A 22,947-nucleotide genomic window follows, 5' to 3' on the forward strand; every position below is an offset into this window, starting at 1 on the left:
GAAAAGCAAAATATGCCCAAGCTTAAAACATATTCATTCCGCAGTAAAAAATGGTGCTGAAAGAAGAAAATTTTAATTAAATTTAATCGTTTCCATAAGAAACCCAATAATCCAACCGATTACAGAATAACGCATATGAATAAAACCATTTACACAAAAGTAAAGGGTAAAGTATTTCTGCTGCTGCTGGCCACCATCTGCCCGATGGTAACCGCAAGTGCCTATGCTTTTAAAGAAAAATCTGCAAATTTAGTTTTAGCCGATATTGTAGTTAAAGGTACCGTCCGTATTCAGGGGAGCGGGGGCCAACCGGCCGAAGCCATGCCTGGCATTAACGTTATAGAAAAAGGCACCCAGAACGGCACAATCACCGATGCCCAGGGCAATTTTCAGCTTGCCGTGAAAGACAATGCCGTGCTGGTGTTTTCGATGGTTGGTTATCAGTCCCAGGAAGTACCGGTTAGCAACCGCACCACCATTAACGTTACGCTGGCCGAAGGCGGCAAGAGTTTAGAGGAGGTAGTGGTTACGGGTTATCAAACCATCGACCGAAAAATGTTTACCGGCTCTGCGGCTTTGTTAAAGGCTGGTGACGCCAAACGAGAAGGTATTACGGATGTTAGCCGCATGCTGGAAGGCCGGGTAGCCGGCGTATCGGTGCAAAACGTATCGGGTACTTTTGGTGCCGCGCCTAAAATACGCGTGCGGGGGGCTACATCCATTACCGGCGATAATAAACCGTTGTGGGTAGTAGATGGGGTAATTCTGGAAGATGTAATTAATATTTCGAATGAGCAGTTATCAACCGGCGACCCTTCTACCCTGATTGGTTCTTCGGTAGCCGGTTTAAACCCCGACGATATCGAAAGTTTCCAGATTCTGAAAGATGCCTCCGCCACTGCGATGTACGGTGCCCGCGCGATGAACGGGGTAGTTGTTATTACCACCAAAAAGGGTAAAATTGGCAAACCCATTGTATCGTATACCGGTAATTACAGCAGCTACTTAAAACCCACCTATCGTTCTTTTGATATCATGAACTCCGCCGACCAGATGTCGGTGTATTTAGAACTGGAACGGAAAGGCTGGTTAAACCATTCGGATGCCTCGCGCCGGCAGAATGGGGGTGTTTTTACGAAAATGTACGATCTCATAAACTCCTACGATGAGGGTACCGGCACATTTGGTTTACAGAATACCCCAGAAGCACGGGCTGCTTTTTTAAACCGCTACGCCCGCACCAATACGGATTGGTTTAATACGTTGTTCCGGAACTCTTTTATGCAGGAGCACTCGTTAAGCATCTCGTCCGGAACCGAAAAATCGCAGCTATATTTTTCTACGAGCTATTTACAGGATAACGGCTGGAGCCTAGCCGACCAGGTGAAGCGCTTTACCGGAAACGCCCGGGCCAACTTTAATATTTCAGATAAAATATCGATTGGCTTAATTTCGCAAGGTTCTATCCGGGATCAGCAGGCACCCGGCACGGTAGGCCGCATCAGCAACCCGGTTACCGGGCAGTACGACCGCGATTTCGATATAAATCCGTTTAGCTATGCCCTGAATACCAGCCGCACCTTAACGGCTTACGACGAGAATGGCAACCGCGAGTACTTCCGCCGAAACTTCGCCCCTTTTAATATCCTGGACGAGATTGAAAACAACACGCTGGACCTGTCGTTGCTGGACCTGAAACTACAGGGCGATTTTTCTTATAAAATCCGGAATAATCTGAAATATTCGTTTCTGGGGGCCATCCGTTACGCCAAAACCAACCAGGAACACCGGGTGCGGGAAAATTCGAATATGGCCAATGCTTACCGGGCAGCCGGCGATGCTACCGTACAGGCCGCCAACAAATATTTATACCGCGACCCCGACAACCCCGAAGCCCAGCCAGTAGTGGTGCTGCCTTACGGCGGTTTTTACAATACCACCGACGATAATATTGTAAGCTATAACTTCCGGAATAATTTAGAATGGGATAAAACCCTGAACGAGGTTCATACTTTGCGCTTTTTTGCATCGCAGGAACTTAGGTATGCCGACCGCCAGAACAAAGTTTTTAATGGCTATGGTTACCAGTACGACAAAGGCGGCGTACCCTATATAGACTATCGTATTGTTAAGAAAAACGTGGAGGGTAATTTTAATTATTACGACATGAACATGCGGTACGACCGGTTTCTGGCGTATATGGCCAATGGCGCTTATTCGTACAGAGGCAAATACAACCTAAATGGTACCGTTCGTTACGATGGCTCTAACCTGCTGGGAGAGGCCCGCACGGCCCGCTGGCTACCCACCTGGAACATTAGCGGTTCCTGGAACCTGGATACCGAACCCTTTATGGAACGCTTTGCCGGTATTGCCAACCGCTTAACCTTACGTGCTACCTACGGCCTTACCGCCAGTATGGGCAATGCTACCAACTCCAGTTTGGTATTACAAAATGCCAGCACCCGCCGGCCTTACTTATCAGAAGTTGAATCGCAGATTAGTATTCAATACCTCGAAAACTCAGAACTGACCTGGGAGAAGCAGTACGAAACCAACATTGGCCTGGATGCCGGTTTGTTTAACGAACGGATAAACTTAACCATAGATGCTTACCACCGGAACGGTTTCGACCTGATTGGGGAACTGCGCACCTCCGGTATTGGCGGAGAAGCCATTAAAACGGCCAATTATGCCGATATGACTTCGCAAGGAGTGGAATTAACGCTGGGGGGTAATGTCATAAACCAAAAAGATTATGGTTTCCGCACCCAGCTTACGGCTGCTTACAACAGAGGCAAAATTACCAACTTAAAAAACGAGCCTAATATATGGGCATTGGTTACCTCCGATGGTGGACCAAAAGAAGGTTATCCGTACCGCGGTTTGTTTTCCATCCCTTTCGCAGGGCTCGATCCTACCACTGGTTCGCCCTTGTTTAAAAATAATGAAGGAGAAAGCACCGGCAATATTTACCTACAGGGACAGGAAACCGACTTTTTAAAGTACGAAGGGCCCATCGACCCAATTTTCACCGGCGGCTGGTTTAATGCATTTCGGTACAAAAACTTTTCTTTGTCGGGCTTGGTAACCTACAGCGGGGGCAATAAACTGCGACTTAACCCAGCGTTTGCCACCAGCTACACCGACCTGGATGCCATGCCGAACGCCTTTATAAAACGCTGGACCCTGCCCGGCGACGAAGAAACGACCAATGTACCTTCTATTCTGGACCGGATTGAGGCGTCGCAACTAGGGGGCACTTACCCGTACAATAACTACAATTATTCCTCGGCCCGGGTAGTAGATGGTGATTTCGTGCGGCTAAAACAAGTATCGCTTACGTATACCTTACCGCCCACCCGCATCAGCAGCATTGGCCTGAACAACCTTTCGTTAAGTTTAGTAGCCAATAACTTGTGGTTAATTTACGCCGATAAACGCTTGAATGGTCAGGATCCGGAGTTTTTCAGTTCCGGTGGCGTAGCCATGCCAATTCCGCGTCAGTTTACTTTGTCCTTAAAAATTGGTTTATAAATAGTTTAAAGCCTGGTTTAGCTGTTTTGGCAGAAGCCACAAATATTATCACTTTTAACCTTAACAGCTTAATCCCTCATCCCTGAAAATTTTAAATGAAAAAAATAAGTTTATACCTTACGCTTAGCAGCCTCCTGGCTTTTACAGGTTGCGAAAAGTTTCTGGAACAACCCGTAGACCAGCGCACCCAGCTAGATACGGTAGAAAAGGTGAGCGAATTATTAGCAACCGCTTATCCACAGGCCGACTATGCCACTTTCACCGAGTCCTTATCGGACCTGGCGCAGGACAAAGGAGTTGGCCAGGGCATCGTTGAACCAGAGAACCGGGATCCTTATTTCTTCCAGGATGTCCGTTACCGCGAAGAAGGCTCGCCGGATTTTTACTGGTATGCTGCCTATAAAGCCATTGCCGCCGCTAACCATGCCCTGGAAACTATTAGCAAGGCTTCTAACCCGGAGGCGTATCAGGCACAGAAAGGCGAAGCATTACTGGCCCGGGCTTATTCGCATTTTATGTTAGTAACCCTTTTTTCTAAAGTATATAACCCCCAAACGGCCGGCACCGATCCGGGCATACCATACGTAACTACCCCGGAAAAAGTAGTATTGGGCCAGTATGAACGGGGTACGGTAGCCTCTGTGTATGAACAAATTGAAAAAGATATAACCGAAGGTTTGCCTTTATTAAGCAACCAGGCTTACCGTATTCCTAAATATCATTTTAATACAACCGCTGCCCACGCCTTTGCCACCCGGTTTTATTTATTTAAAAAAGACTACGCCAAAGTAATAGAACACGCCAACCAGGCTTTTCCGGGTAATACCATAGGTTCTAATCTGCGGCCTTGGGTAAATGTTTACAGCACCCTAACGGCTAACGAAGGGCTGGCTATTTATACCCAGGCTTCGCAAAATGCCAACTTGTTGTTAGTAGAAGCCCGTTCGTTGTGGGCACGTAATCTGGCCCAATACCGGTATGGGTTAGCTACTCCGGTGGTAAACCGGTTGTTCCGGAGCCCTAACGTAACGGGTGCCCGCTGGATTTTTCCCTTGTATACCCAGGGCGAAGAAAATTGGCTCGTGTTAAAATTCCGGGAGCATTTTGTACGGGAAGACATTAACGCCGACATAGGCTTACCTTATACTATTTTTCCGTTACTAACCGCCGAAGAAGTATTATTTAACCGCGCTGAAGCTTACCTGGAGTTAAATAATAATACAGCGGCCCGTACCGACTTAAACCTTTATGCCAGTATGCGCATCGAAGATTACAATGCTAATACCCATGCTATAACCGATGCCAAACTCCGGAATTATTACGGCACTTCCAATGTAAAACAGGGCTTATTAGCCGCCTTACTCGACTTTAAAGCCGCGGAATTTGTGCAAGAAGGCATGCGGTGGTTTGATATATTACGCCACGGCCTTACGGTAATTCACCCTATTGCCGAAGGACAAACCCTCACCCTGCCACCCAATGATCCGCGCCGGGTACTTCAAATTCCGCAGGAAGTGGTTTTGTCCGGCATTGAACGCAATCCCCGTTAAAAGAAAGAATTGAGAACACGATGAAGAATTATTATAAAATACTGGCTGTATTTCTGGGGTTTAGCCTGCTAACGGCCTGCACGGAAAAAGAAAATCTGGACACAGATCTGGTTGGTTTAGGAGGGGAAACCTGGGTTAAAGGGCCTGTAGATAACTGGCTGGATCAGAATTATGTAAGCCCTTACAATATAGAAGTAAAATACCGCTTCGACCGCTACGAACTGGCGCTGGGCCGGGTACTTTCGCCACCCCGCGAAGACAAGGTTATTCCGGTAATGGAAACTATTAAAAGCACCTGGATAGAACCTTATAACCTGGAAGCCGGACCTAATTTCATCAAAAAATTATCGCCGAAACAATTTGTACTGGTGGGCAGCGCTTCTTACAACTCCAACGGTACCATTACCCTGGGTACCGCTGAGGGTGGCCGCAAGATTGTATTGTACGTGGTAAATGATTTCGATAAAAAGCAGAAAGATGAGGTTAAGCAAATGCTGCACACCATCCACCACGAGTTTGGCCACATCTTACACCAAACCATTATGTATCCGGAAGAATATAAAAGGGTTACTACCGATTATACCGCCAGTTGGAACGATTTTTCTTTGGCGGAGGCCCGTTCCCGCGGCTACATAACCGAATACGCCCGCAGTAACCCCGACGATGATTTTGTAGAAATGATTTCGATAATGCTGATAGAAGGCCGCACTGGTTTTAATAACATTGTAAGCAGTGCTCCGGAAACAGCCCGCCCGCTCTTAAGAAGAAAAGAAGAACTGGTGGTGCGCTACTTTAAAGAAGCCTGGAATATAGATTTTTACGCTTTGCAAACCAGAACCCAGACCGCTATTAACGCCTTGTAGAAGCCACCGGAAAGTCTGAAAAAATAATTAACATGAAAAGAATATTTCACTTGTGTCTGCTGGTAGTAATGCTGCTGTCGGCGTGTGATAAAAAAGAAGAGATTGCCCCAGGCGAAAAACCCGATGAGCGGCTGAATAAAACCTTGACCGATTACAAGAACCAGTTGGTTGGTGCCGAAAACGGTTGGAAAGCGGTTTTGTACCCGGATGGTGGCGCGGCCTACAGCTTTTATATTAAGTTTAACGCCAACGATCGCCTGTCGATGCTGAGCGATATGAATGCCAGTTCGGCTGCTACTGCTCTGGAAAGCACCTACCGCTTAAAAGCCATGCAGCGCCCGGCCTTGCTGTTCGACACCTACAACTACATGCATATTCTAGCCGACCCGGACCCCAGTAAGAGCAATGGAGAGGTAGGTGCCGGAAAATATTCGGATTTTGAATTTTCATTTGAATCTGTTACGCCCGAAGCCATTACTTTAACCGGAAATTTGCAGGGCAGCCGGCTGATTTTAACCAAGGCCACCAAAGATGAGGCCGATAATTTTATTAAAAGAATAGCCGAAAAAGTTAAGACCTTTGAAAGTATAAACAACTTCGCTACCTATTTCAAAAAGTTAGTTATTGGCAACTCCTCTTACGATATTTCGGTAGATACAAACCTGCGGCAAATTACCTTTACCTATTTTGAAGGAACAACTGCCAAGACCTTTACCACCGATTATTATTATACCGAAACCGGTATTACTTTTTTAACTCCTTTTGCTGTAGGCGGATTAAATATTACTGGTCTTAATGCCATCCAGTACAATGCTACCAACCGGAACATTAGTTTTACGGTTAATAACGTAGCCGGCAATATTCAGGAGTCGGCCCGGCCTACCAGAATAGATGTAGAGGCCGCCCGCAGCTTTTTTAACGCTACCGGCGACGATTATTTAGTTGCCGAAAGCGGATTTACGGTAAACGGCGTACCTGATGCTTATAAGGTTTCTTCTATCACCAATTTTTATTTTGTTGCCTTCTGGCCTAAATACGGCACTTCTAACGGACAATCTTACGACATATTTGGAGTGGTTACCCAAAATCCTACTAGTGGTCAATTAACACTTTTCGGACCAGCCGCCGCATCAAGGTTAACTACCGATGGCCGTATTGTTTATACTTTATTGGGAACGGTGGGTACGCAGCCCGCCGGTGTCGAAGCCATCATGACCCCAACCATTGCCTTATGGACGAATACCCAAGGCTTTTATGTAGTTACAACGCAATATGGCGTTGACCTGGTAAGTGCCAGCGATGGTAAATCCTGGATTAATTTATACAGGTAAAAAATATTCCTCCCTATACTATTAAAACAAAAAAGCTCCCGGTTTAACACCAGGAGCTTTTTTGTTTTTTATTTTATCAAGAACAACCTTAGTTAATCGAGAAAGAATGGGTAATCACGGCGGTTTTATTTAAAATAGCCGTTACCGAGCAATATTTTTCCATCGAAAGTTCAATGGCCCGCTTTACTTTATCTTCGTTCAGGTCGCCTTTAAAGTTATAGTGTACATGAATATTTTTAAAAACCGAAGGCGTTTCGTTGGGAACGCGCTCGCCTTCAATACTAATACTCATATCTTCTATTACCTGCCGCTGCTTCTGCAAAATCAGCACAATATCAATGGCGCTGCAACCGCCTAAGCCCATCAATATCATTTCCATAGGCCGGGCACCAGCATTTTCGCCCCCAATGTCCGGCGAACCATCTATATGTACGGGTACGCCAGCGGTACCTACTGCTTCAAAATGAAAGGCTTCGTTTACGCGCCTCAATTCTACTTTCATATTAATCCGTGTTAAGTATCAGGATATGATTATGCCGGCAAAATTAATATTTTCGGCTTAAATCATGCTTATAACAATGCCGCAGGCAATATAATTTCAATTGTTAGGGTTTGAACCCAAGCACCAATACTGTATAAAGCTTTAGTTATTCTGCCTTAGGGGGTTGAGGCGGTTCCATTACCGTACCGCAGTTTTTGCAGGTTCGTTTTTCTTCCGAAGCATAAAATTTATTCATTACCTCGGGTAATTGCTTCACAATATCGGTTACCTCTAAATATTCTTCGTACAGCTTTTCACCGCAATTTTCGCAGAACCACAAGAATCCATCCTGCTCGCCGGGTTGCCGGTAGCGCTCAATTACCAGGCCGATGGTATTAGCGGGCCGTTGTGGTAAATGCGGTACTTTGGCCGGCAACAGAAATATTTCGCCTTCTTTAACCGGTACATCCACGGGCTTGCCGTCCTCTATAATCCGTACATTAATATCGCCTTGAATTTGGTAGAAAAATTCTTCGCCTTCGTCGTAATGAAAATCCTTGCGCGAATTGGGGCCGCCCACCACCATCACAATAAAATCCTGGTTGTCTTTAAATACCTGGGCATTGCCCACCGGGGGCTTTAAAATATGCCGGTGTTCGTCAATCCACTTCTGAAAATTAAAAGGTCTGGTTATCATAGCGTTGTTCGTTAATCGTGGTTCGTAAACCGGGTTGGCACTTACCAAAGAGATACTGTTTTTATAGCAAGCTAATTTATACGGCTAAAAGTATAAAAAAGCATTTATCAATTACACAAAACTTTACCCTAATAATCTGTTTTATTTGAGGAGATAAAAATAAGATTAGGCTTAACTACTTATTTGCGGATAACGAACAACGATTAATGAATAACGACTAAATTTAGGCATGGATTTAAACTTAAGCCAGAAACAAGCCATCGTCTGCGGCAGTACCCAGGGCATTGGCAAAGCCACTGCTATAGAATTAGCCTTACTGGGCGCTTCGGTAACCTTGATTGCCCGCAACGAAGAAAAGCTAAAAGCTACACTAACCGAACTAGACACCAGCCAGGGCCAGCAGCACGACTATATTTGTGCCGATTTTACCCAACCCGAAGTACTGGCCGAGAAGATACAACAGTATGTGCAGCAAAAAACGGCTGTGCACATTTTGGTAAACAACACGGGCGGGCCGGCGGGTGGGCCTATTCTGGAAGCTAAACCCGAAGATTTCAAGGCGGCTTTTGCCAGCCATTTGCTTTGCAACCACCTGCTGGTACAAGCGGTAGTGCCGCTGATGAAAAAAGCCAATTATGGCCGCGTTATTAATATTATTTCTACCTCAGTAAAGCAGCCGATTCCGGGCCTGGGGGTTTCAAATACCACGCGGGGAGCCGTGGCCAACTGGGCCAAAACATTATCCTTTGAATTAGCTGCCTTTGGGATAACCGTAAATAATGTGTTGCCGGGGGCCACAGTTACCGGTCGCCATACATCTTTAATTCAGGCCCGGGCCGAAAAGACAGGTAAATCAGTAGCAGAAATTGAAGCCAATATGTTACAGAATATTCCGGCCGGCCGCTTTGGCGAGTCGAAAGAGGTAGCGGCGGCAGCGGCTTTTTTAGCGACTCCGGGGGCGGCTTACATTAATGGGGTAAGCATTCAGGTAGATGGCGGACGCGTGAGCAGTTTATAGAGAGCTTAGCTTAAGTACAGAAATTTTAAGCGTTGGGTATCTGATAAACTAACTAATATTATGCCAGTCTGCAACCAACCCGCTGCCACTAGGCAGGTACCATCATGCTTATTTACTTGTAACGGAGGCTAAATACGCTAACGGAAGATTTTATTAAGGGCAAGCTTTTTAGCTGCACATAAGCTAATTTTACATACTTTTCGTTTAGCCTTTAATAATTCAGCTTCCAGAAGTAATTAATTTATCAATGCGCCTACAACCTGCTTTTTTTCTGTTATTGTTAACTTATGTTGGGCTGTTTCTGGCCGGCTGCGATGCCCCCGAACCGCGCACCCGGCTGCTATTTGCAACCGGTACTGGTTTAATTGCAGGTAACCAATCGGTAACCGGCGGCAATATTGTATCTACCTCGGTTTATGCCGAAACCGGTTCGGGCAATGCCTTAAAAAACTTTAGAATTACCTGCACTTACGATAATGGCCCGGATTCGCTTATTTACCTGGACTCGACGTTAAATGCGCCGGAATTTGGTATGTTTTTCACTTTTGCCACCCGTAATGTGCCCGGCAAAGAAACCTGGGCTTTTACCATTTCCGACGAAAAGAATGCCGTTTACCGCCGAAAATATACCCTTACTACTACCTCCAGTAATATTCCGCGGCAACCTTTTTACACCTATTCCAGCTATTTTTACCAAAAATCGGCGGTCGAAAATCTGCGGTATTTTTCTTTACATGATGGTACAACTTACCCGGGTTATGCCGTCCAAAACAATCCGGTTATCAAAGCCAAAGTTGACTTTTATTTTAAGCAGCAGACCGATGAAAGTATTTCGCTGCAGGCAATGCCGGGTTCTGGCATTCGGTTTAGAGCCACAGCGCTTTCTCCCGCCGACTTTAGTGATACCCGGACAGAAGAAGCCTTGGTCAATGCATTTGCCACCAGTAATGCGGCGCTGGTTGAGGAACTGCCTGATTTAAAGAAAAACCAGTTATTGGCTTTCAAAACCGGCTCAAAATCCGGTCTCATCCGGATTACCAGCTTCGATAAGGCTTTTGATGCCCAGCTAAAAGATTCGGTATTGGTGCGGATGCGCTACGAAGTTAAAACGCAGAAGTAAAATTCAGGTTAAAGCTCAAGTACTGTATTTCTTTTATTTACCTAAAGAGAAAGCCGGAAGATTTTAACTCGAATTATAAAAAAGGGAACCGCTAAATAGCGGTTCCCTTTTTTATAATTACCTGATATTCTTAAAAGTTTAAGCCTACCGTAAATAATAAATTATTAAAACGGTTCTTAGTATTTACTACCGGCTGTTCGGATACATTGTTAAGGGTGTATGGCGAGTAAACTGAATTGGCCGATGAATTAACCAGGGCCACATCTAAAAAATAACCAGATTGCCGAATGCCCGCGCCGGCGGTAATAAAAGATTGCTTACGGTCAAAAGCGCTGTTTTCGTAAGGGTCGCCCATAAGCGCATAACCTGCCCGTAACCGGAAAATATCAAAGCGGCCTTCGGCTCCTACTTTAAAGTTTACGGCAGGTTTAAATAAAGTACTTATCTTATTATTTTCATCCCGGAATTCACCACTATCCGTTTCGTCGTTTAGCCGGGCTTTACTGTAATCTACGTATTCCAGGTCGCCGGAAATAAAGCCGTTTTTACCCAGAATAAAAGCCACGCCCCCGTTCAGGCGCATGGGCGTAGTTAAGTTATAACTGTATTCACCGGGGTCGGTACTAACGTTGTGCGATTCATGCTCCTGCACCTGCAAAGAAGTCTGGTAAGAATCGTTCATGGCATAATAGGTTGGAGTCTGAAAGCTGGCTCCTACCCGCAACAAATCGTTTGGTTTAAATATTATCCCTAAACGGCCATTAATTCCGTTACCGGTAGTCGTAAACTCATCCCGCAAGGTCAGGTTATGAAACACCGTAGTACTATTATTTTCCGATTCTTTAAAAGTGCTAACCTGGTTGTAACGCATGGTTGATAAACCAATAGAGGCTCCCAGGAACAATTTATCGCGGTAGCTGGCGCCATAGGCAAAATCCCATTGGTTCTGCGCACCCTGGCTCAACACATCTTCTGACTGCTGCACCACTCCTAAGCGATTAGTAGCATAATATTCTTTTGCATCCTCATCGTAATTAATCAGGTACGTTTCGTATGCCAAACCTTCACGGTTTTCGAAGTTAGTTTGCCCAATGCCAAACTTGTTAGCACTTTCGGCCAGCGATTCAACAATAGTAGCCCCACTGGCGGCGCGCTGGTAATTAAACTTATTGTGGAACGACTGCTGGCGGGCAAAACCAATTCCAAAAGAACCACCGCGCCAGGCACCTTCGGTACCATCGCTCTTGCGGCGGCCAAATACTACCCCTAATTGCCCAAGGTTCAGGTTCTGGCGCTGATCTACCGAACTGGCACCATCTACGGTGCTTTTGGTATTGCCAAACTGAATACCGGGGCTAAACGTAAATTCAGATCGACGGTAAAGACCCAGACCTGCCGGGTTACCGGCTAAGTTACCGGCATCGGCGCCCAAAGCTGCTTGCGAACCGCCAATTCCCTGCACCCGGGCCGTACCACTAATTCCTAATCGGGAATAGCGTAAAGCATCGTTTTCGTTTTGGGCCATTGCGGTACCGGATAGGCAAAGCAATGCCAGTCCGGTTAAAATATTAATCGATTTCATGTTAATTTAAGCTAAACGTAACTAATTAGTTCCGGGGTCGGCCGCCACGGCCACCGCTGCTACTTCCACCATCGCTGCCGCTGCTGCTACCGCCCGAAGAAGGCCGGCTGCTGGGTTGGTCGTAAGTACGAGGGGCCTCGTAACGAGGTGCCTCATACGTTCTTTCCCGGCGGGGCGCCTCATAAGTCCGTTCTTGGCGAGGAGCCTGGTAAGGTTCCCGTACGCGTTCCTGGCGCTCCATACGCTGCGGCTCATACTCACGGCGTTGTTGTGGCTGGGTAGTTTCCGGGGTATACCCCTCGGTGCTGCGCTCTCTACGCTGCGGACGAACAGATGGGCGTTCTTCCACGCTACGGGTCGGCTGATCCGGGAAGTTATAATCGTTGGTTTCAACCCTCGACCGGCGTGCCGGACGCTCCCGCTCCAGGTTTGGCTGAACCGTACGGTCAGCTGGACTTTCAACGAGATTTTCGGCATTTTCAGCGCTCCGGCTCTGACGACCTACCCGGGTAGCTCTTTCGGGAGAATCAGTTGGCCGGGCCATATCCGGAGAAGTATTCCGGCTGCCATTCACATCCGGCGCAGTATCTGCATTACCAGCTGATCTGGCACGGGTAGAGCGAACATCGGCATTGGCCGGACGGCCGCCGCGGTTATCGCCGGGAGCTACCACACCGCCGCCACCACCTGGTGCTACCCGGCCGGCATCACCCCGCGGACGGGCACCAGTATTGGTACCAGCATTACCATCAGGCACTACGCTTCGGTCGCGACGCGGACCATACTGTACTTTTGTAGCATTATTGGTATCGTTCCGGTACCAGCCGCTATTGGCATAATAACGGTTATAGCCACCACCACCGTACCAGCCCCGGTTAAAGCCGCCGTAACCCGCATAATACGGATATCCGCCGTAGAAGCCACCATAATAAGGCCGGCCAATTACAACAGTTAAACCCGTGTAAATACGTGGATTTCTAAAGCCGTAATCGTAGTAAGGGCTGTAGAAAGGATCGTAATAAGAGTAGGAAGAATAAAACGGATCGTAGAACGGAGACCGACCGTACATATACGAATTGCGGTTATACCACGAATAATCGGGGTAGGCTAAATCGTAATAAGATAAGCCCGACCGGTAAGGGGCATAACGCCGCGAAGAATACAGGTAATCATCAGAGTAATAATCTTCTGTATTGGCATAATCGCGGGAGCTGTAACCAGTACCGCTGTTCTTCTCCGAATATTCCGGATTTGGTACCGCATTCTCTTCTACTACCATTTGTTCATCAGCTACTTCCGTAGCAGCAGAAGCCACTACCTGGTCCTGAATTACGGTTTTATCGGTAGAGGCATAATAAACATCGTCGTATTCAGAAGACTGAAAAGCGACGGGGCTGCTGCAACCAATTGCCAGGGCCGCAAACGCGGGTATCAAAAGAAATTTGTTTATATTTTTCATGGCCTTGCTGATAATGTAATATACCTGGAACAAAATTTAAAGACAATCGCGCCTCCAGGTAACGGTTTATCTATTTATTAACGTAATTTTGCCCCGGATTGGTGCAACTAATATTTGTTTTTATATAGCAAAACTTGTACCAAACCTATAAGGTTTAATATACTACAAATATAAGAATAAAAATGAGCAAAAGCTTGCCTAAAAGAAGCGAAGATTACTCTCTGTGGTACAACGAATTGGTGAAAAGAGCCGGCCTGGCCGAAAACTCGCCGGTGCGCGGCTGTATGGTAATAAAACCGTATGGTTATGCTATCTGGGAAAAGATGCAGCGGGTACTCGATGATATGTTTAAAAGAACGGGGCACACCAATGCTTACTTCCCGCTGTTTATTCCTAAATCTTTTTTTAGCAAAGAAGCCAGCCACGTAGAAGGCTTCGCCAAAGAATGTGCGGTAATTACTCATTATCGTTTAAAAAATGCCGAGGACGGCAGCGGTGTAATCGTAGATCCGGATGCTAAACTGGAAGAAGAACTGATTGTGCGGCCTACTTCCGAAACCGTTATCTGGAACACGTACAAAGGCTGGATTCAGTCGTACCGCGATTTACCATTATTAATTAACCAGTGGGCTAACGTAGTACGCTGGGAAATGCGTACCCGTTTATTTTTGCGTACAGCCGAATTTTTGTGGCAGGAAGGCCACACCGCCCACGCTACTGCCGAGGAAGCCATTGCCGAAACCGAGCAGATGCTGGATGTATACGCCGACTTTGCCGAGAATTTTATGGCCGTGCCCGTAGTAAAAGGTATTAAAACCCCCAACGAGCGTTTTGCGGGCGCTTTGGAAACTTATTGCATCGAAAGTTTGATGCAGGATGGCAAAGCCTTACAAACCGGTACTTCACACTTTTTAGGGCAGAATTTTGCCAAAGCCTTTGATGTAAAGTTTGCCACCAAAGAAGGCGGTTTGGAGTACGTGTGGGGCACGTCCTGGGGCGTAAGTACCCGCTTAATGGGCGCGCTGATTATGGCGCACTCCGATGACGATGGTTTGGTATTGCCTCCTAAATTAGCGCCTATTCAGGTAGTAATTGTGCCGGTATTTTTTAACGATACGCAACTACAGCAAATCAGCGAAAAAGCGATACAAATTAAAAAAGCCCTGGAAGCCAAAGGCATTTCGGTAAAATTCGATAATCGTGACACCCAAAAGCCCGGCTGGAAATTTGCTGAATACGAGTTGCAGGGTGTACCGGTACGTATTGCCATTGGTGCCCGCGACTTAGAAAACGGCACCGTAGAAGTAGCCCGCCGCGACACCAAAGAAAAAGCTGCTTACTCCCTGGAAAATATCGAGAACAGAATAGAAGCATTATTAGAAGAAATTCAGACTAATATTTACCAGAAGGCTTTTAAATTCCGGGAAGAAAATACCACCAAAGTAGATTCTTACGACGAGTTTAAACAAGTACTGGATACCAAAGGTGGCTTTGTATTGGCACACTGGGACGGTACCTCCGAAACCGAAGAGCGCATTAAAGAAGAAACCAAAGCAACCATCCGCTGCATTGCTTTAGATACCCAACCAGAAGAGGGCACCTGCATGGTTACCGGTAAACCATCGGCCCGCCGGGTCTATTTCGCAAGGGCTTATTGATGAACTTTGGTACCAGGTAGCAGATAAAAAGTATTACAACATAAAAAAGGCGCTGAAAATATTTTCAGCGCCTTTTTTATGTTGTACCTAATAGACTGACTTCTTTAGTTGCTACTCCCCGGCCTGGGCCCTCACAGGCCGGAACCCAAAGCTTGCAATTTCATTAACTGTCAGGCACCAGCCCATGGATAGCAAAATTATATCATACTAAAAATGCACGCGAACTTACTTTTTCAGAATCACGAAATCCACGCGGCGGTTCAGCTTCCGGGTTTCTTCTTTCGCATTGCTGTAAATCGGTCTGGAACCACCGTAACCACGGGCCCGAATCCGCTTCTTGTCAATTCCTTTATCGATTAAATATTTCCGCACCTCATTAACCCGGTTCTGCGATAATTGCAGGTTTAATTTGGCATCACCCTGGTTATCGGTATGACCCTGGATTTCTATTTCCATGGTCGGATTATCGTTCATGTGCTGCACCAGCAAATTCAACTCAGTAAAGGAGCTCTCCAGCAGATCGTATTTACCCCGGTCGAATACCAGGTTTTTCAGGTTAAGTTTTCCGCCCACTTCTTTCGCTACCAGTTCCAGGTCTTTCGATTCTTCTTTATAAGCCTTGGTATCGATGGCATCCACTTCTTCGTTCATGGCAATATAACCTTCGGCTTCGGCTCGGTAGCCGTATTTGGTACCTTTGGGCAATACAATGGTGTAACTACCGTCTTTAGGGTTCGTACGGGCCGTCCCGATTTCTTTACCGCTCGGGTATTCTACATACACAATTTTGGCATCAATGGGCTTACCGGTTGCTTTATCTATTACTTTACCGGTTACCAATATTACCGCCTCCGGTTTAAACCGTTCTTTAGTAGCAATCCGGAAAATATCGCGCGAGCCTTGGGTGCCTTCTTTTGAGGATACCAGGTAAGCATCGGTACCAGCCGCCGATACGGTATAATAAGCCTCCCAGTCGGGGGTATTTACGTTTGGTCCTAAGTTTACGGGCGTGGACCAGTTCTGCCAGGTGTCGTCGAGACGCTTAGAATAGTATATATCGCTTTTCCCAAAACCTTTGTGGCCTTCCGAAGCAAAGTAAAGGGTTTTTTCGTCGGCTGCCAGGAAAGGTGCAAAATCGGCTTTACCGGAGTTTACTTGTTTACCTAAATTTAAGGGCTTGGTCCAAACGCCAAATTTTTGCTGAAAGCTCACAAATAAGTCCAATTCTCCTACACTTTCTTCGCGCTCTATGGCCATCAGCAAAATTTTACCGGAGTTCGACAGAAAATAATCTACGTTTTCTTTATTGGTGTTATAATAATTCAAAATATTAACCTTGGCCGGCAGGCTCCACCCTTTTTTAGTACGGGTAGTAATCGAAGCGCCTTCCATCACCATAGAGCCATCCGGGTTGTAATTATTTATCAGCAGCAATGAGTTGCCATCGGGCGTTACCGCACAAACGCCGTTAGGATCAGCGGTATTAACCGGCGAACCGAGGCTGCGGGCTTCCGACCATTTTTGTTCTTTGGTGTTAGACCGGGTAGAATACCAGATATCCTGCTCGTCTTGCTGCCCCCCTTTGTTTTTGGGGAAGAATTGCCGGGCAAAGTACAAAGTTTTGCCATCCGGCGAAATAACCGGCCGTACTTCGGTAAAGCGGGTGTTAATGGCCGGCCCCAGGTTTTGCAACACCGAATCGTACCCAATTACCTCTTTAACACCTATTTCGGGGTCTTGCGCCTGGGCCCAAAAGGCCAAGCAGAATAGAAAAGCTACAAGTGTAAATTTTTTATACCACATAACTGAAATTAAAATAATACTAAAAGTATGAATTTATTTTCAGTTTAAACAAGAGGTTTTAAATATTAATTTAGTTAAAAAATGAAAAAAGCCAGGCAAACCCAAATTTATAATTTAAATCCAAATTTACCTGACTTAAAGCCTTCAAAAACAAAGCAAATGTTAAGAAGCTTTTAACGTGAATTTACGCTCTACGGTATTAAACGGACCGGGCACAACCTTGCCGTCTTTATCTATTAACTCCAGTTTAATTGTATTTTCACCCATTGGCAAACCTTCAATGGTATAAGGCAGCCACTGGTTCAAAATAAATTCAGTGCCGTTTATAGTGGCTCTTACCTTATCGCCATTATCCGACAAGTCGGTATTTACCAGGTAAAAATCCAACATGACTTTTTTGGTATCATTACCCGTATAATCACCTTTCGGCCGGCTATAGAACAGATGCTTTCCGTCATCATCAAAGTTAGCACCCGGCCCGGTAGTACTATTTCCTACATTAACTACCCGCAAGTCATAAGCATCTTTGTGCTTTAAGCTTTCGTGATAAGAGCGCGACAGGAAAGATAATATTACGTGACTGCCATCTTTTACGGGTTTGGTAAAAGTAGTAGTGTAATGCGCGGTATACGGCTCGTTATCTACAATATTATGGATGTGCTGCCCTTCTTTGGAGTTAGCATGATCCAGGTGCGCCGGCCCTTCGGTGGTTTGAGCAGTTAATTGGTAATTTTTTAGTTCGTAAACAAATTTAACTTCGCCGGACGGCACTTTGCTATCATCATCTGGTTCTTCCAAATCCAGGTCAGCATCCGGAAACTTGGGTGAGGTATCAAAGGAATAAACTTTTAGTCCGTTCTTTTCCATTACCGCACCGGTACCACCGGTTGCCGAGGTATCAGTAGCTGTTCCTTCGCCAGCCGCTTGTTCGGTTTCAGTCGTTTCGGCTTCGGTTTGCCCTTTGTTGCCCGAATTACAGGCTGTAAAATTGACCGCGGCCGTGATGGCGGCAAAAATCATTAGTTTCTTCATAGTTTGGTAACGTTAATAAAGGTTAAACAGTAAATCAAAATTATAAAATTTGGTAACTTGCAGGGTTTATTTCCCCCAATATTTTGGTTATAAATAAGTATACGATATGAACGACCAGTTAGTAGAAAAAATACCTTCGCTGGACTTGCATGATTTTACATCGGGCGATGCGGAGAAGAAAAATAAATTTGTGCAGGACTTAGGCGAAGCTTTCCAGAGCATTGGCTTTGTGGCCATTCGCAACCACGGCTTAAGCGATACACTTACCAAAGATTTATACGATGCGGTTAAAAAATTCTTTTCCTTACCCGACGAAATAAAACAAAAATACGAGCGGTTGGATTTAGCCGGTCAGCGCGGCTATATTGGTAAAGGAAAAGAGCACGCCAAGGGCCGCAACACCGGCGATTTAAAAGAATTTTACCATGTGGGCCAGGAATTGTCCGCCGCCGAACTAAAAGCCGAAAACTATCCGGCTAATATCTGGCCCGACGAGGTACCGGGGTTTAAAGAAACTACCCTTACGGCCTATAGAGCACTCGAGAAGGCCGGCCAGGATATGCTGCGGGCTATTGCCCTTTATTTAGACCTGCCCGAAAATTATTTCGATGATAAGGTGCATCACGGGAACAGCATTCTGCGCCAGATTCATTATTTCCCGATTGCAGATCCCGACAGTGTACCAGCCGATGCCGTGCGGGCAGCCGAACACGGCGATATAAACCTGATTACCTTATTAATGGGTGCCAGTGCCGATGGCCTACAGGTATTGCGCCGGGACGGCAAATGGATACCCATTACGGCCTTACCAGAACAAATTGTGGTAAACGTAGGCGATATGTTGTCGCGCCACACGAATAATAAGTTAAAATCAACCATCCACCGGGTGGTAAATCCGCCGCGTGAACTCATGCACACCTCGCGTTACTCCATACCGTTTTTTATGCACCCACGCTCCGAAATGGATTTATCTTGCCTGGAAAGCTGCATAGACGCCGAAAACCCAAAGGCTTACACCGACATTACCGCCGGCGATTTCTTAACTGAAAGGTTGATTGAACTGGGTTTACTTAAAAATAAAAAGTAGTTTATCTTCTGCCGGAAGCTTAACAATCATTGAAGCTCGTTGATTATTAGTAAAATAACCAGGTTTAAGAATTTTGCCAAACAGGTAACGTTTTAAACCTGGTTATTTTATTTAATACTACCTCAGCGGCTAACTAAAAGTAGTTTATGAATAAAAATTTAAATTTTAGTTTTAATTAGCCGCAGAAATTACTTACTTCAATACCAAGTCTTTAACCAGGTCTGTTTAAAGCAAAATTATATCTTCAGGCATCAAGCAGGTAGCTATGAAAATAACGACTCTCGAACAACGCGTATCTAATAACCACCCAGTTAGTTTGAGCCTCAGACATTATATTTTCCTGAAAGATGTTTTAAAACTAGCCCTTACCGCCTTTGGCGGGCCGCAGGCGCACATTGCCATGATGCTTAAGTTAATGGTAGAAAAGCGCCGTTATCTTACCGAAAAAGAACTAATAGAATTAAATGCGCTGTGTCAGATATTACCCGGCCCAACCTCTACCCAAACTTTAACGGCTATTGGGTACCGGGTAGGCGGCGCCAATCTGGCCTATCTTACCCTGCTCGTCTGGATTACCCCTACTGCCCTGTTCATGACCGCCGTAGGGTTAGCCATGACTTACCTAACCCGGCATAATATTTCGCTCCATTTTCTCCGGTTTATTCAGCCCATAGCTGTGGGGTTTGTGGCTTTTGCGGCCTACCGGATAAGCACCAAAGTAATTGCCACCAAAACCAGTATTTTGTTAATGGTGGTTTCGGCGGTTATATCTTATTTTTTCAATTCGCCGTGGGTTTTTCCGGCTTTGTTAATTGCCGGCGCTTTTACTACTTCCTTGCGGTTTAGAAAACACCCGAAAGAGCAAAACAAAAAGCTAAAAATAGACTGGAGCAATTTTATTTTATTCGGTGCAGTACTCATTTTTGCGGCCGCATTGGGGGGCGCTACCCGTTGGTTGCCCATTCGGTTGTTCGAGAACTTTTACCGGAACGGCAGCCTTATTTTTGGGGGTGGACAGGTACTGGTTCCGCTCATGTACACCGAATTTGTAGAATTTAAGCGTTATTTAACTTCCCAGGAATTTTTGTCGGGTTATGCTTTGGCGCAGGCGATTCCGGGACCTACCTTCATTTTTTGTACTTATATTGGTACCCTGGCTATGCGCAGTTACGGTTTCTGGGGGCAGCTACTAGGTTCATTTGTGGCCACTACCGGCATCTTTTTACCCGGTACTTTTTTAATTTTCTTTATAATCAGGTTTTGGGAGGAGCTTAAAAAATACCGCTTCATTAAAGCTTCGTTAGAAGGCATAAATGCCGTTAGTTCCGGCATGGTATGCGCGGCGGCATTACTACTTTTCCACCCAATTGAGTCTTCTTTCCTGAATATTGGCATCATCATCGTCACTTTTTCCCTCCTGCTCTGGAGCAAAATTCCGCCTTATGCTTTAATATTTACAGGAATTCTGGCGGGTGTAATTATTCAATAAGGCTTTTTGGCAGCGCATTAAATCTCTCTTATTTATATTGGCTGTCCAGGAATGGATCTTTTCTACCTTGTAAACTAAAAGAGCGACCTTCTTCAGCCGCTCTTTAATTTTCAAACTTCATATAGTACAGCCTAAAATTCTGTCCGCTCTACTATTTTATCATCCGGCAACCGGAGCAAATATTCGCCGTAGCCGCTTTTTACCAGCGGAACCGCTATTTTTCGTAACTGTTCGGCATCAATAAAGCCCATGCGGTAAGCAATTTCTTCAATACAACCAATTTTAAGGCCTTGCCGCTCTTCTATCACCTGTACAAAAGTACCCGCTTGCATCAACGAGTCGAAGGTACCGGTATCGAGCCAGGCGGTTCCACGCCCTAAAATACCCACCTTTAATTTACCCCGGCGCAAATATTCCTGGTTTACATCGGTTATTTCGTACTCACCCCGCGGGCTAGGCTGCAGTTCTTTGGCAATCTGCACAACTTCGTTATCGTAGAAATATAAGCCCGGCACCGCGTAGTTGGATTTAGGCTGTTTGGGTTTTTCTTCAATCGAAAGGGCTTGCTGGTTTTCGTCGAACGCTACTACCCCGTAACGTTCCGGGTCGTTTACATGATAAGCATACACCACGCCACCATCGGGGTTGTTGTTACTTTGCAGCAGTTTAGCTAAGCCTGCGCCATAAAAAATATTATCGCCCAACACCAAAGCCACCTTATCGGGTCCGATAAATTCTTCGCCGATTACAAAAGCCTGAGCCAAACCATTTGGTTTCTCCTGAATAGCGTACTGGAAATTACATCCTAAACTGCTGCCGTCCCCCAGCAACTTTTTAAACGATTCATTGTCGTGCGGCGTGGTAATAATTAATATTTCCCGGATGCCGGCCATCATCAGAATAGACAATGGATAATAAATCATGGGCTTGTCGTAAACCGGCATTAGTTGCTTGCTTACCGCCAGAGTTAAAGGGTGTAATCGGGTGCCGGAGCCACCAGCCAGAATAATACCTTTCATGCTATTTAATTGTTGATGGTTAAATGGTTGAATTACTGAATTGTTGAATGGTTAAATTGCTGGAAGGTTGAAGAAGTGTACTAATTTCTCTTACCTGTTATCCCGTATTTCCAGGAACCATTTAACTATTCAGCAATTCAACCATTATCTCTCGTTGTAAATAAAAGCCTGATTGTTCCGGAACCAATCCAAGGTTATCTGCAAACCCTCTTTAATCCGGATTTGCGGATCGTAACCCAGCAGCCGTTGGGCTTTTGAAATATCGGCCAAGCTATCGCGGATATCACCCGCCCGGTCTGGCCCGTATTCCGGCGAAATATCCGAACCGGCTTCTTCTTTTAAAATATTAAACAAATCGTTTAGAGAAGTGCGGTCGCCTACGGCAATATTATAAACCTGGTTTATGGCTTCGGGGTTCTGCACCAACGCGGCCCGGATATTAGCCTCCACACAATTTTCTACAAAAGTAAAATCGCGGGTTTGGCCGCCATCACCGTTAATGCGCGGCGAATTGCCTTTCAGCACGGCATCGATAAACAGCGGAATTACCGCGGCGTAAGCACCGTTCGGATCCTGGCGCGGCCCAAAAATATTAAAATAGCGCAAACCAATAATTTCCATGCCGTAAGTTTTGCCAAACACATCGGCATACAACTCATTGGCATATTTGGTAACGGCATACGGCGATAAGGGCTTGCCAATATTTTCCTCTACCTTCGGCAAGGCTTTGCTGTCGCCGTAAGTAGACGAGGAAGCCGCGTAGACAAAGCGTTTTACGCCCTGGTCTTTGGCGGCCAGCAGCATATTTACAAAACCACCAATATTTACGTTGTTAGTGGTAACCGGGTCTTTTATACTGCGGGGTACCGAGCCCAAAGCTGCCTGGTGCAGCACTACATCTATTCCGGCACAAGCGTGGGTACAAACCTCTACATCGCGAATATCGCCTTCGATTACTTCAAAAGCCGGATTATCTAGAAAAGACTTAATATTTTTCCGAAAACCGTTCGATAAATTATCTAATATCCGGACTTTACCAGCCTCGTATTTCAGCAGGTATTCTACTAAATTAGAGCCAATAAATCCGGCTCCGCCAGTTATCAGAAATGATTTATTTTTTAAAGACGCTTGATGAAATGGCTTCTCGTACACTATTACTTTAATTATGAATTAGAAATTAGAAATGATGAATTAGAAAATTTTACATGATGGATTATTAAA

The 22,947-nt window shown here is 45.6% G+C and carries 17 protein-coding genes; 9 read left to right on the top strand and 8 right to left on the bottom strand.

Translation table 11 applies throughout. The features are described 5' to 3' along the window. Positions 1–135 precede the first annotated feature (135 nt). The 4 genes from AAE02nite_RS04895 (at position 136) to AAE02nite_RS04910 (ending at position 7,281) form a co-directional block, all read left to right on the top strand. Positions 136–3,537 (top strand): SusC/RagA family TonB-linked outer membrane protein, encoded by a 3,402-nt coding sequence (locus AAE02nite_RS04895; protein WP_146895493.1) that lies wholly within the window; start codon positions 136–138, stop codon positions 3,535–3,537. Positions 3,538–3,632: 95 nt separating this feature from the next. Beyond that, entirely contained in the window at positions 3,633–5,087 is a 1,455-nt protein-coding gene (locus tag AAE02nite_RS04900) for a RagB/SusD family nutrient uptake outer membrane protein (RefSeq protein ID WP_146895496.1), read from the top strand. 20 nt (positions 5,088–5,107) lie between these two features. Then, complete coding sequence (locus AAE02nite_RS04905; protein ID WP_146895498.1) at positions 5,108–5,950, top strand: zinc-binding metallopeptidase; 843 nt, start codon at positions 5,108–5,110, stop codon at positions 5,948–5,950. Between the two features lie 32 nt (positions 5,951–5,982). Then, the gene (locus AAE02nite_RS04910) at positions 5,983–7,281 is read left to right on the top strand and encodes a DUF4302 domain-containing protein (protein WP_146895500.1); all 1,299 of its coding nucleotides are present in this window, start codon (positions 5,983–5,985) and stop codon (positions 7,279–7,281) included. A gap of 88 nt (positions 7,282–7,369) precedes the next feature. Here AAE02nite_RS04910 and AAE02nite_RS04915 read toward each other — a convergent pair whose 3' ends face one another. Further along, positions 7,370–7,783, bottom strand: coding sequence for an OsmC family protein (locus tag AAE02nite_RS04915; RefSeq protein ID WP_146895502.1), 414 nt, complete (start codon positions 7,781–7,783; stop codon positions 7,370–7,372). Between the two features lie 145 nt (positions 7,784–7,928). Next, positions 7,929–8,459 (bottom strand): 3-hydroxyanthranilate 3,4-dioxygenase, encoded by a 531-nt coding sequence (locus AAE02nite_RS04920; protein WP_146895504.1) that lies wholly within the window; start codon positions 8,457–8,459, stop codon positions 7,929–7,931. Between the two features lie 229 nt (positions 8,460–8,688). On the opposite strand from AAE02nite_RS04920, the gene AAE02nite_RS04925 reads away from it, so the two are divergent. Then, positions 8,689–9,477 (top strand): SDR family oxidoreductase, encoded by a 789-nt coding sequence (locus AAE02nite_RS04925; RefSeq protein WP_146895506.1) that lies wholly within the window; start codon positions 8,689–8,691, stop codon positions 9,475–9,477. A 247-nt stretch (positions 9,478–9,724) separates the two neighbouring features. Continuing rightward, entirely contained in the window at positions 9,725–10,597 is an 873-nt protein-coding gene (locus tag AAE02nite_RS04930) for a hypothetical protein (protein WP_146895509.1), read from the top strand. A gap of 130 nt (positions 10,598–10,727) precedes the next feature. Here the strand turns inward: AAE02nite_RS04930 and AAE02nite_RS04935 are convergent, their stop codons facing one another. Together AAE02nite_RS04935 and AAE02nite_RS04940 are read right to left on the bottom strand one after the other, a co-directional pair. Next, entirely contained in the window at positions 10,728–12,179 is a 1,452-nt protein-coding gene (locus AAE02nite_RS04935) for an OmpP1/FadL family transporter (protein ID WP_146895511.1), read from the bottom strand. Between the two features lie 25 nt (positions 12,180–12,204). Next, positions 12,205–13,638 carry a hypothetical protein gene (locus AAE02nite_RS04940; protein ID WP_146895513.1) on the bottom strand — a complete coding sequence of 478 codons (1,434 nt, stop codon included), beginning with the start codon at positions 13,636–13,638 and terminating at the stop codon, positions 12,205–12,207. A 182-nt stretch (positions 13,639–13,820) separates the two neighbouring features. Here AAE02nite_RS04940 and proS point away from each other — a divergent pair, with 182 nt between their 5' ends. Further along, positions 13,821–15,296 carry a proline--tRNA ligase gene (gene proS / locus AAE02nite_RS04945; protein ID WP_146895515.1) on the top strand — a complete coding sequence of 492 codons (1,476 nt, stop codon included), beginning with the start codon at positions 13,821–13,823 and terminating at the stop codon, positions 15,294–15,296. 225 nt (positions 15,297–15,521) lie between these two features. Here the strand turns inward: proS and AAE02nite_RS04950 are convergent, their stop codons facing one another. Further along, positions 15,522–17,099: an OmpA family protein gene (locus AAE02nite_RS04950; RefSeq protein ID WP_146895518.1), complete on the bottom strand. Its 1,578-nt coding sequence runs from the start codon at positions 17,097–17,099 to the stop codon at positions 15,522–15,524. 162 nt (positions 17,100–17,261) lie between these two features. Continuing rightward, entirely contained in the window at positions 17,262–18,131 is an 870-nt protein-coding gene (locus tag AAE02nite_RS04955; RefSeq protein WP_146895520.1) for a hypothetical protein, read from the bottom strand. A gap of 106 nt (positions 18,132–18,237) precedes the next feature. On the opposite strand from AAE02nite_RS04955, the gene AAE02nite_RS04960 reads away from it, so the two are divergent. Together AAE02nite_RS04960 and chrA are read left to right on the top strand one after the other, a co-directional pair. Further along, a complete protein-coding gene (locus AAE02nite_RS04960) occupies positions 18,238–19,218 on the top strand; it encodes an isopenicillin N synthase family dioxygenase (protein ID WP_146895522.1) in 981 nt (326 codons plus the stop codon). Between the two features lie 316 nt (positions 19,219–19,534). Further along, positions 19,535–20,707, top strand: coding sequence for a chromate efflux transporter (gene chrA / locus AAE02nite_RS04965; RefSeq protein WP_146895524.1), 1,173 nt, complete (start codon positions 19,535–19,537; stop codon positions 20,705–20,707). Positions 20,708–20,838: 131 nt separating this feature from the next. On the opposite strand, the gene rfbA is transcribed toward chrA, so the two are convergent. Together rfbA and AAE02nite_RS04975 are read right to left on the bottom strand one after the other, a co-directional pair. Then, a complete protein-coding gene (rfbA, locus tag AAE02nite_RS04970; protein ID WP_146895526.1) occupies positions 20,839–21,726 on the bottom strand; it encodes a glucose-1-phosphate thymidylyltransferase RfbA in 888 nt (295 codons plus the stop codon). A 144-nt stretch (positions 21,727–21,870) separates the two neighbouring features. After that, on the bottom strand, positions 21,871–22,878 hold the full coding sequence (locus tag AAE02nite_RS04975) for an SDR family oxidoreductase (RefSeq protein WP_146895528.1): 1,008 nt from the start codon (positions 22,876–22,878) through the stop codon (positions 21,871–21,873). Between the last annotated feature and the right edge of the window lie 69 nt (positions 22,879–22,947).

This window comes from Adhaeribacter aerolatus, from assembly GCF_007991635.1.
GTDB lineage: Bacteria > Bacteroidota > Bacteroidia > Cytophagales > Hymenobacteraceae > Adhaeribacter > Adhaeribacter aerolatus.

Excerpts from the sequence above, each read along its gene's own strand:
- AAE02nite_RS04955 (WP_146895520.1), bottom strand. The coding sequence starts at position 18,131 with ATGAAGAAACTAATGATTTTTGCCGCCATCACGGCCGCGGTCAATTTT.
- AAE02nite_RS04940 (WP_146895513.1), bottom strand. The coding sequence starts at position 13,638 with ATGAAAAATATAAACAAATTTCTTTTGATACCCGCGTTTGCGGCCCTG.
- AAE02nite_RS04920 (WP_146895504.1), bottom strand. The coding sequence starts at position 8,459 with ATGATAACCAGACCTTTTAATTTTCAGAAGTGGATTGACGAACACCGG.
- AAE02nite_RS04895 (WP_146895493.1), top strand. The coding sequence starts at position 136 with ATGAATAAAACCATTTACACAAAAGTAAAGGGTAAAGTATTTCTGCTG.
- AAE02nite_RS04900 (WP_146895496.1), top strand. The coding sequence starts at position 3,633 with ATGAAAAAAATAAGTTTATACCTTACGCTTAGCAGCCTCCTGGCTTTT.
- AAE02nite_RS04915 (WP_146895502.1), bottom strand. The coding sequence starts at position 7,783 with ATGAAAGTAGAATTGAGGCGCGTAAACGAAGCCTTTCATTTTGAAGCA.
- AAE02nite_RS04925 (WP_146895506.1), top strand. The coding sequence starts at position 8,689 with ATGGATTTAAACTTAAGCCAGAAACAAGCCATCGTCTGCGGCAGTACC.
- AAE02nite_RS04935 (WP_146895511.1), bottom strand. The coding sequence starts at position 12,179 with ATGAAATCGATTAATATTTTAACCGGACTGGCATTGCTTTGCCTATCC.
- AAE02nite_RS04950 (WP_146895518.1), bottom strand. The coding sequence starts at position 17,099 with ATGTGGTATAAAAAATTTACACTTGTAGCTTTTCTATTCTGCTTGGCC.
- AAE02nite_RS04960 (WP_146895522.1), top strand. The coding sequence starts at position 18,238 with ATGAACGACCAGTTAGTAGAAAAAATACCTTCGCTGGACTTGCATGAT.
- AAE02nite_RS04910 (WP_146895500.1), top strand. The coding sequence starts at position 5,983 with ATGAAAAGAATATTTCACTTGTGTCTGCTGGTAGTAATGCTGCTGTCG.
- AAE02nite_RS04930 (WP_146895509.1), top strand. The coding sequence starts at position 9,725 with ATGCGCCTACAACCTGCTTTTTTTCTGTTATTGTTAACTTATGTTGGG.
- proS (WP_146895515.1), top strand. The coding sequence starts at position 13,821 with ATGAGCAAAAGCTTGCCTAAAAGAAGCGAAGATTACTCTCTGTGGTAC.
- AAE02nite_RS04905 (WP_146895498.1), top strand. The coding sequence starts at position 5,108 with ATGAAGAATTATTATAAAATACTGGCTGTATTTCTGGGGTTTAGCCTG.
- rfbA (WP_146895526.1), bottom strand. The coding sequence starts at position 21,726 with ATGAAAGGTATTATTCTGGCTGGTGGCTCCGGCACCCGATTACACCCT.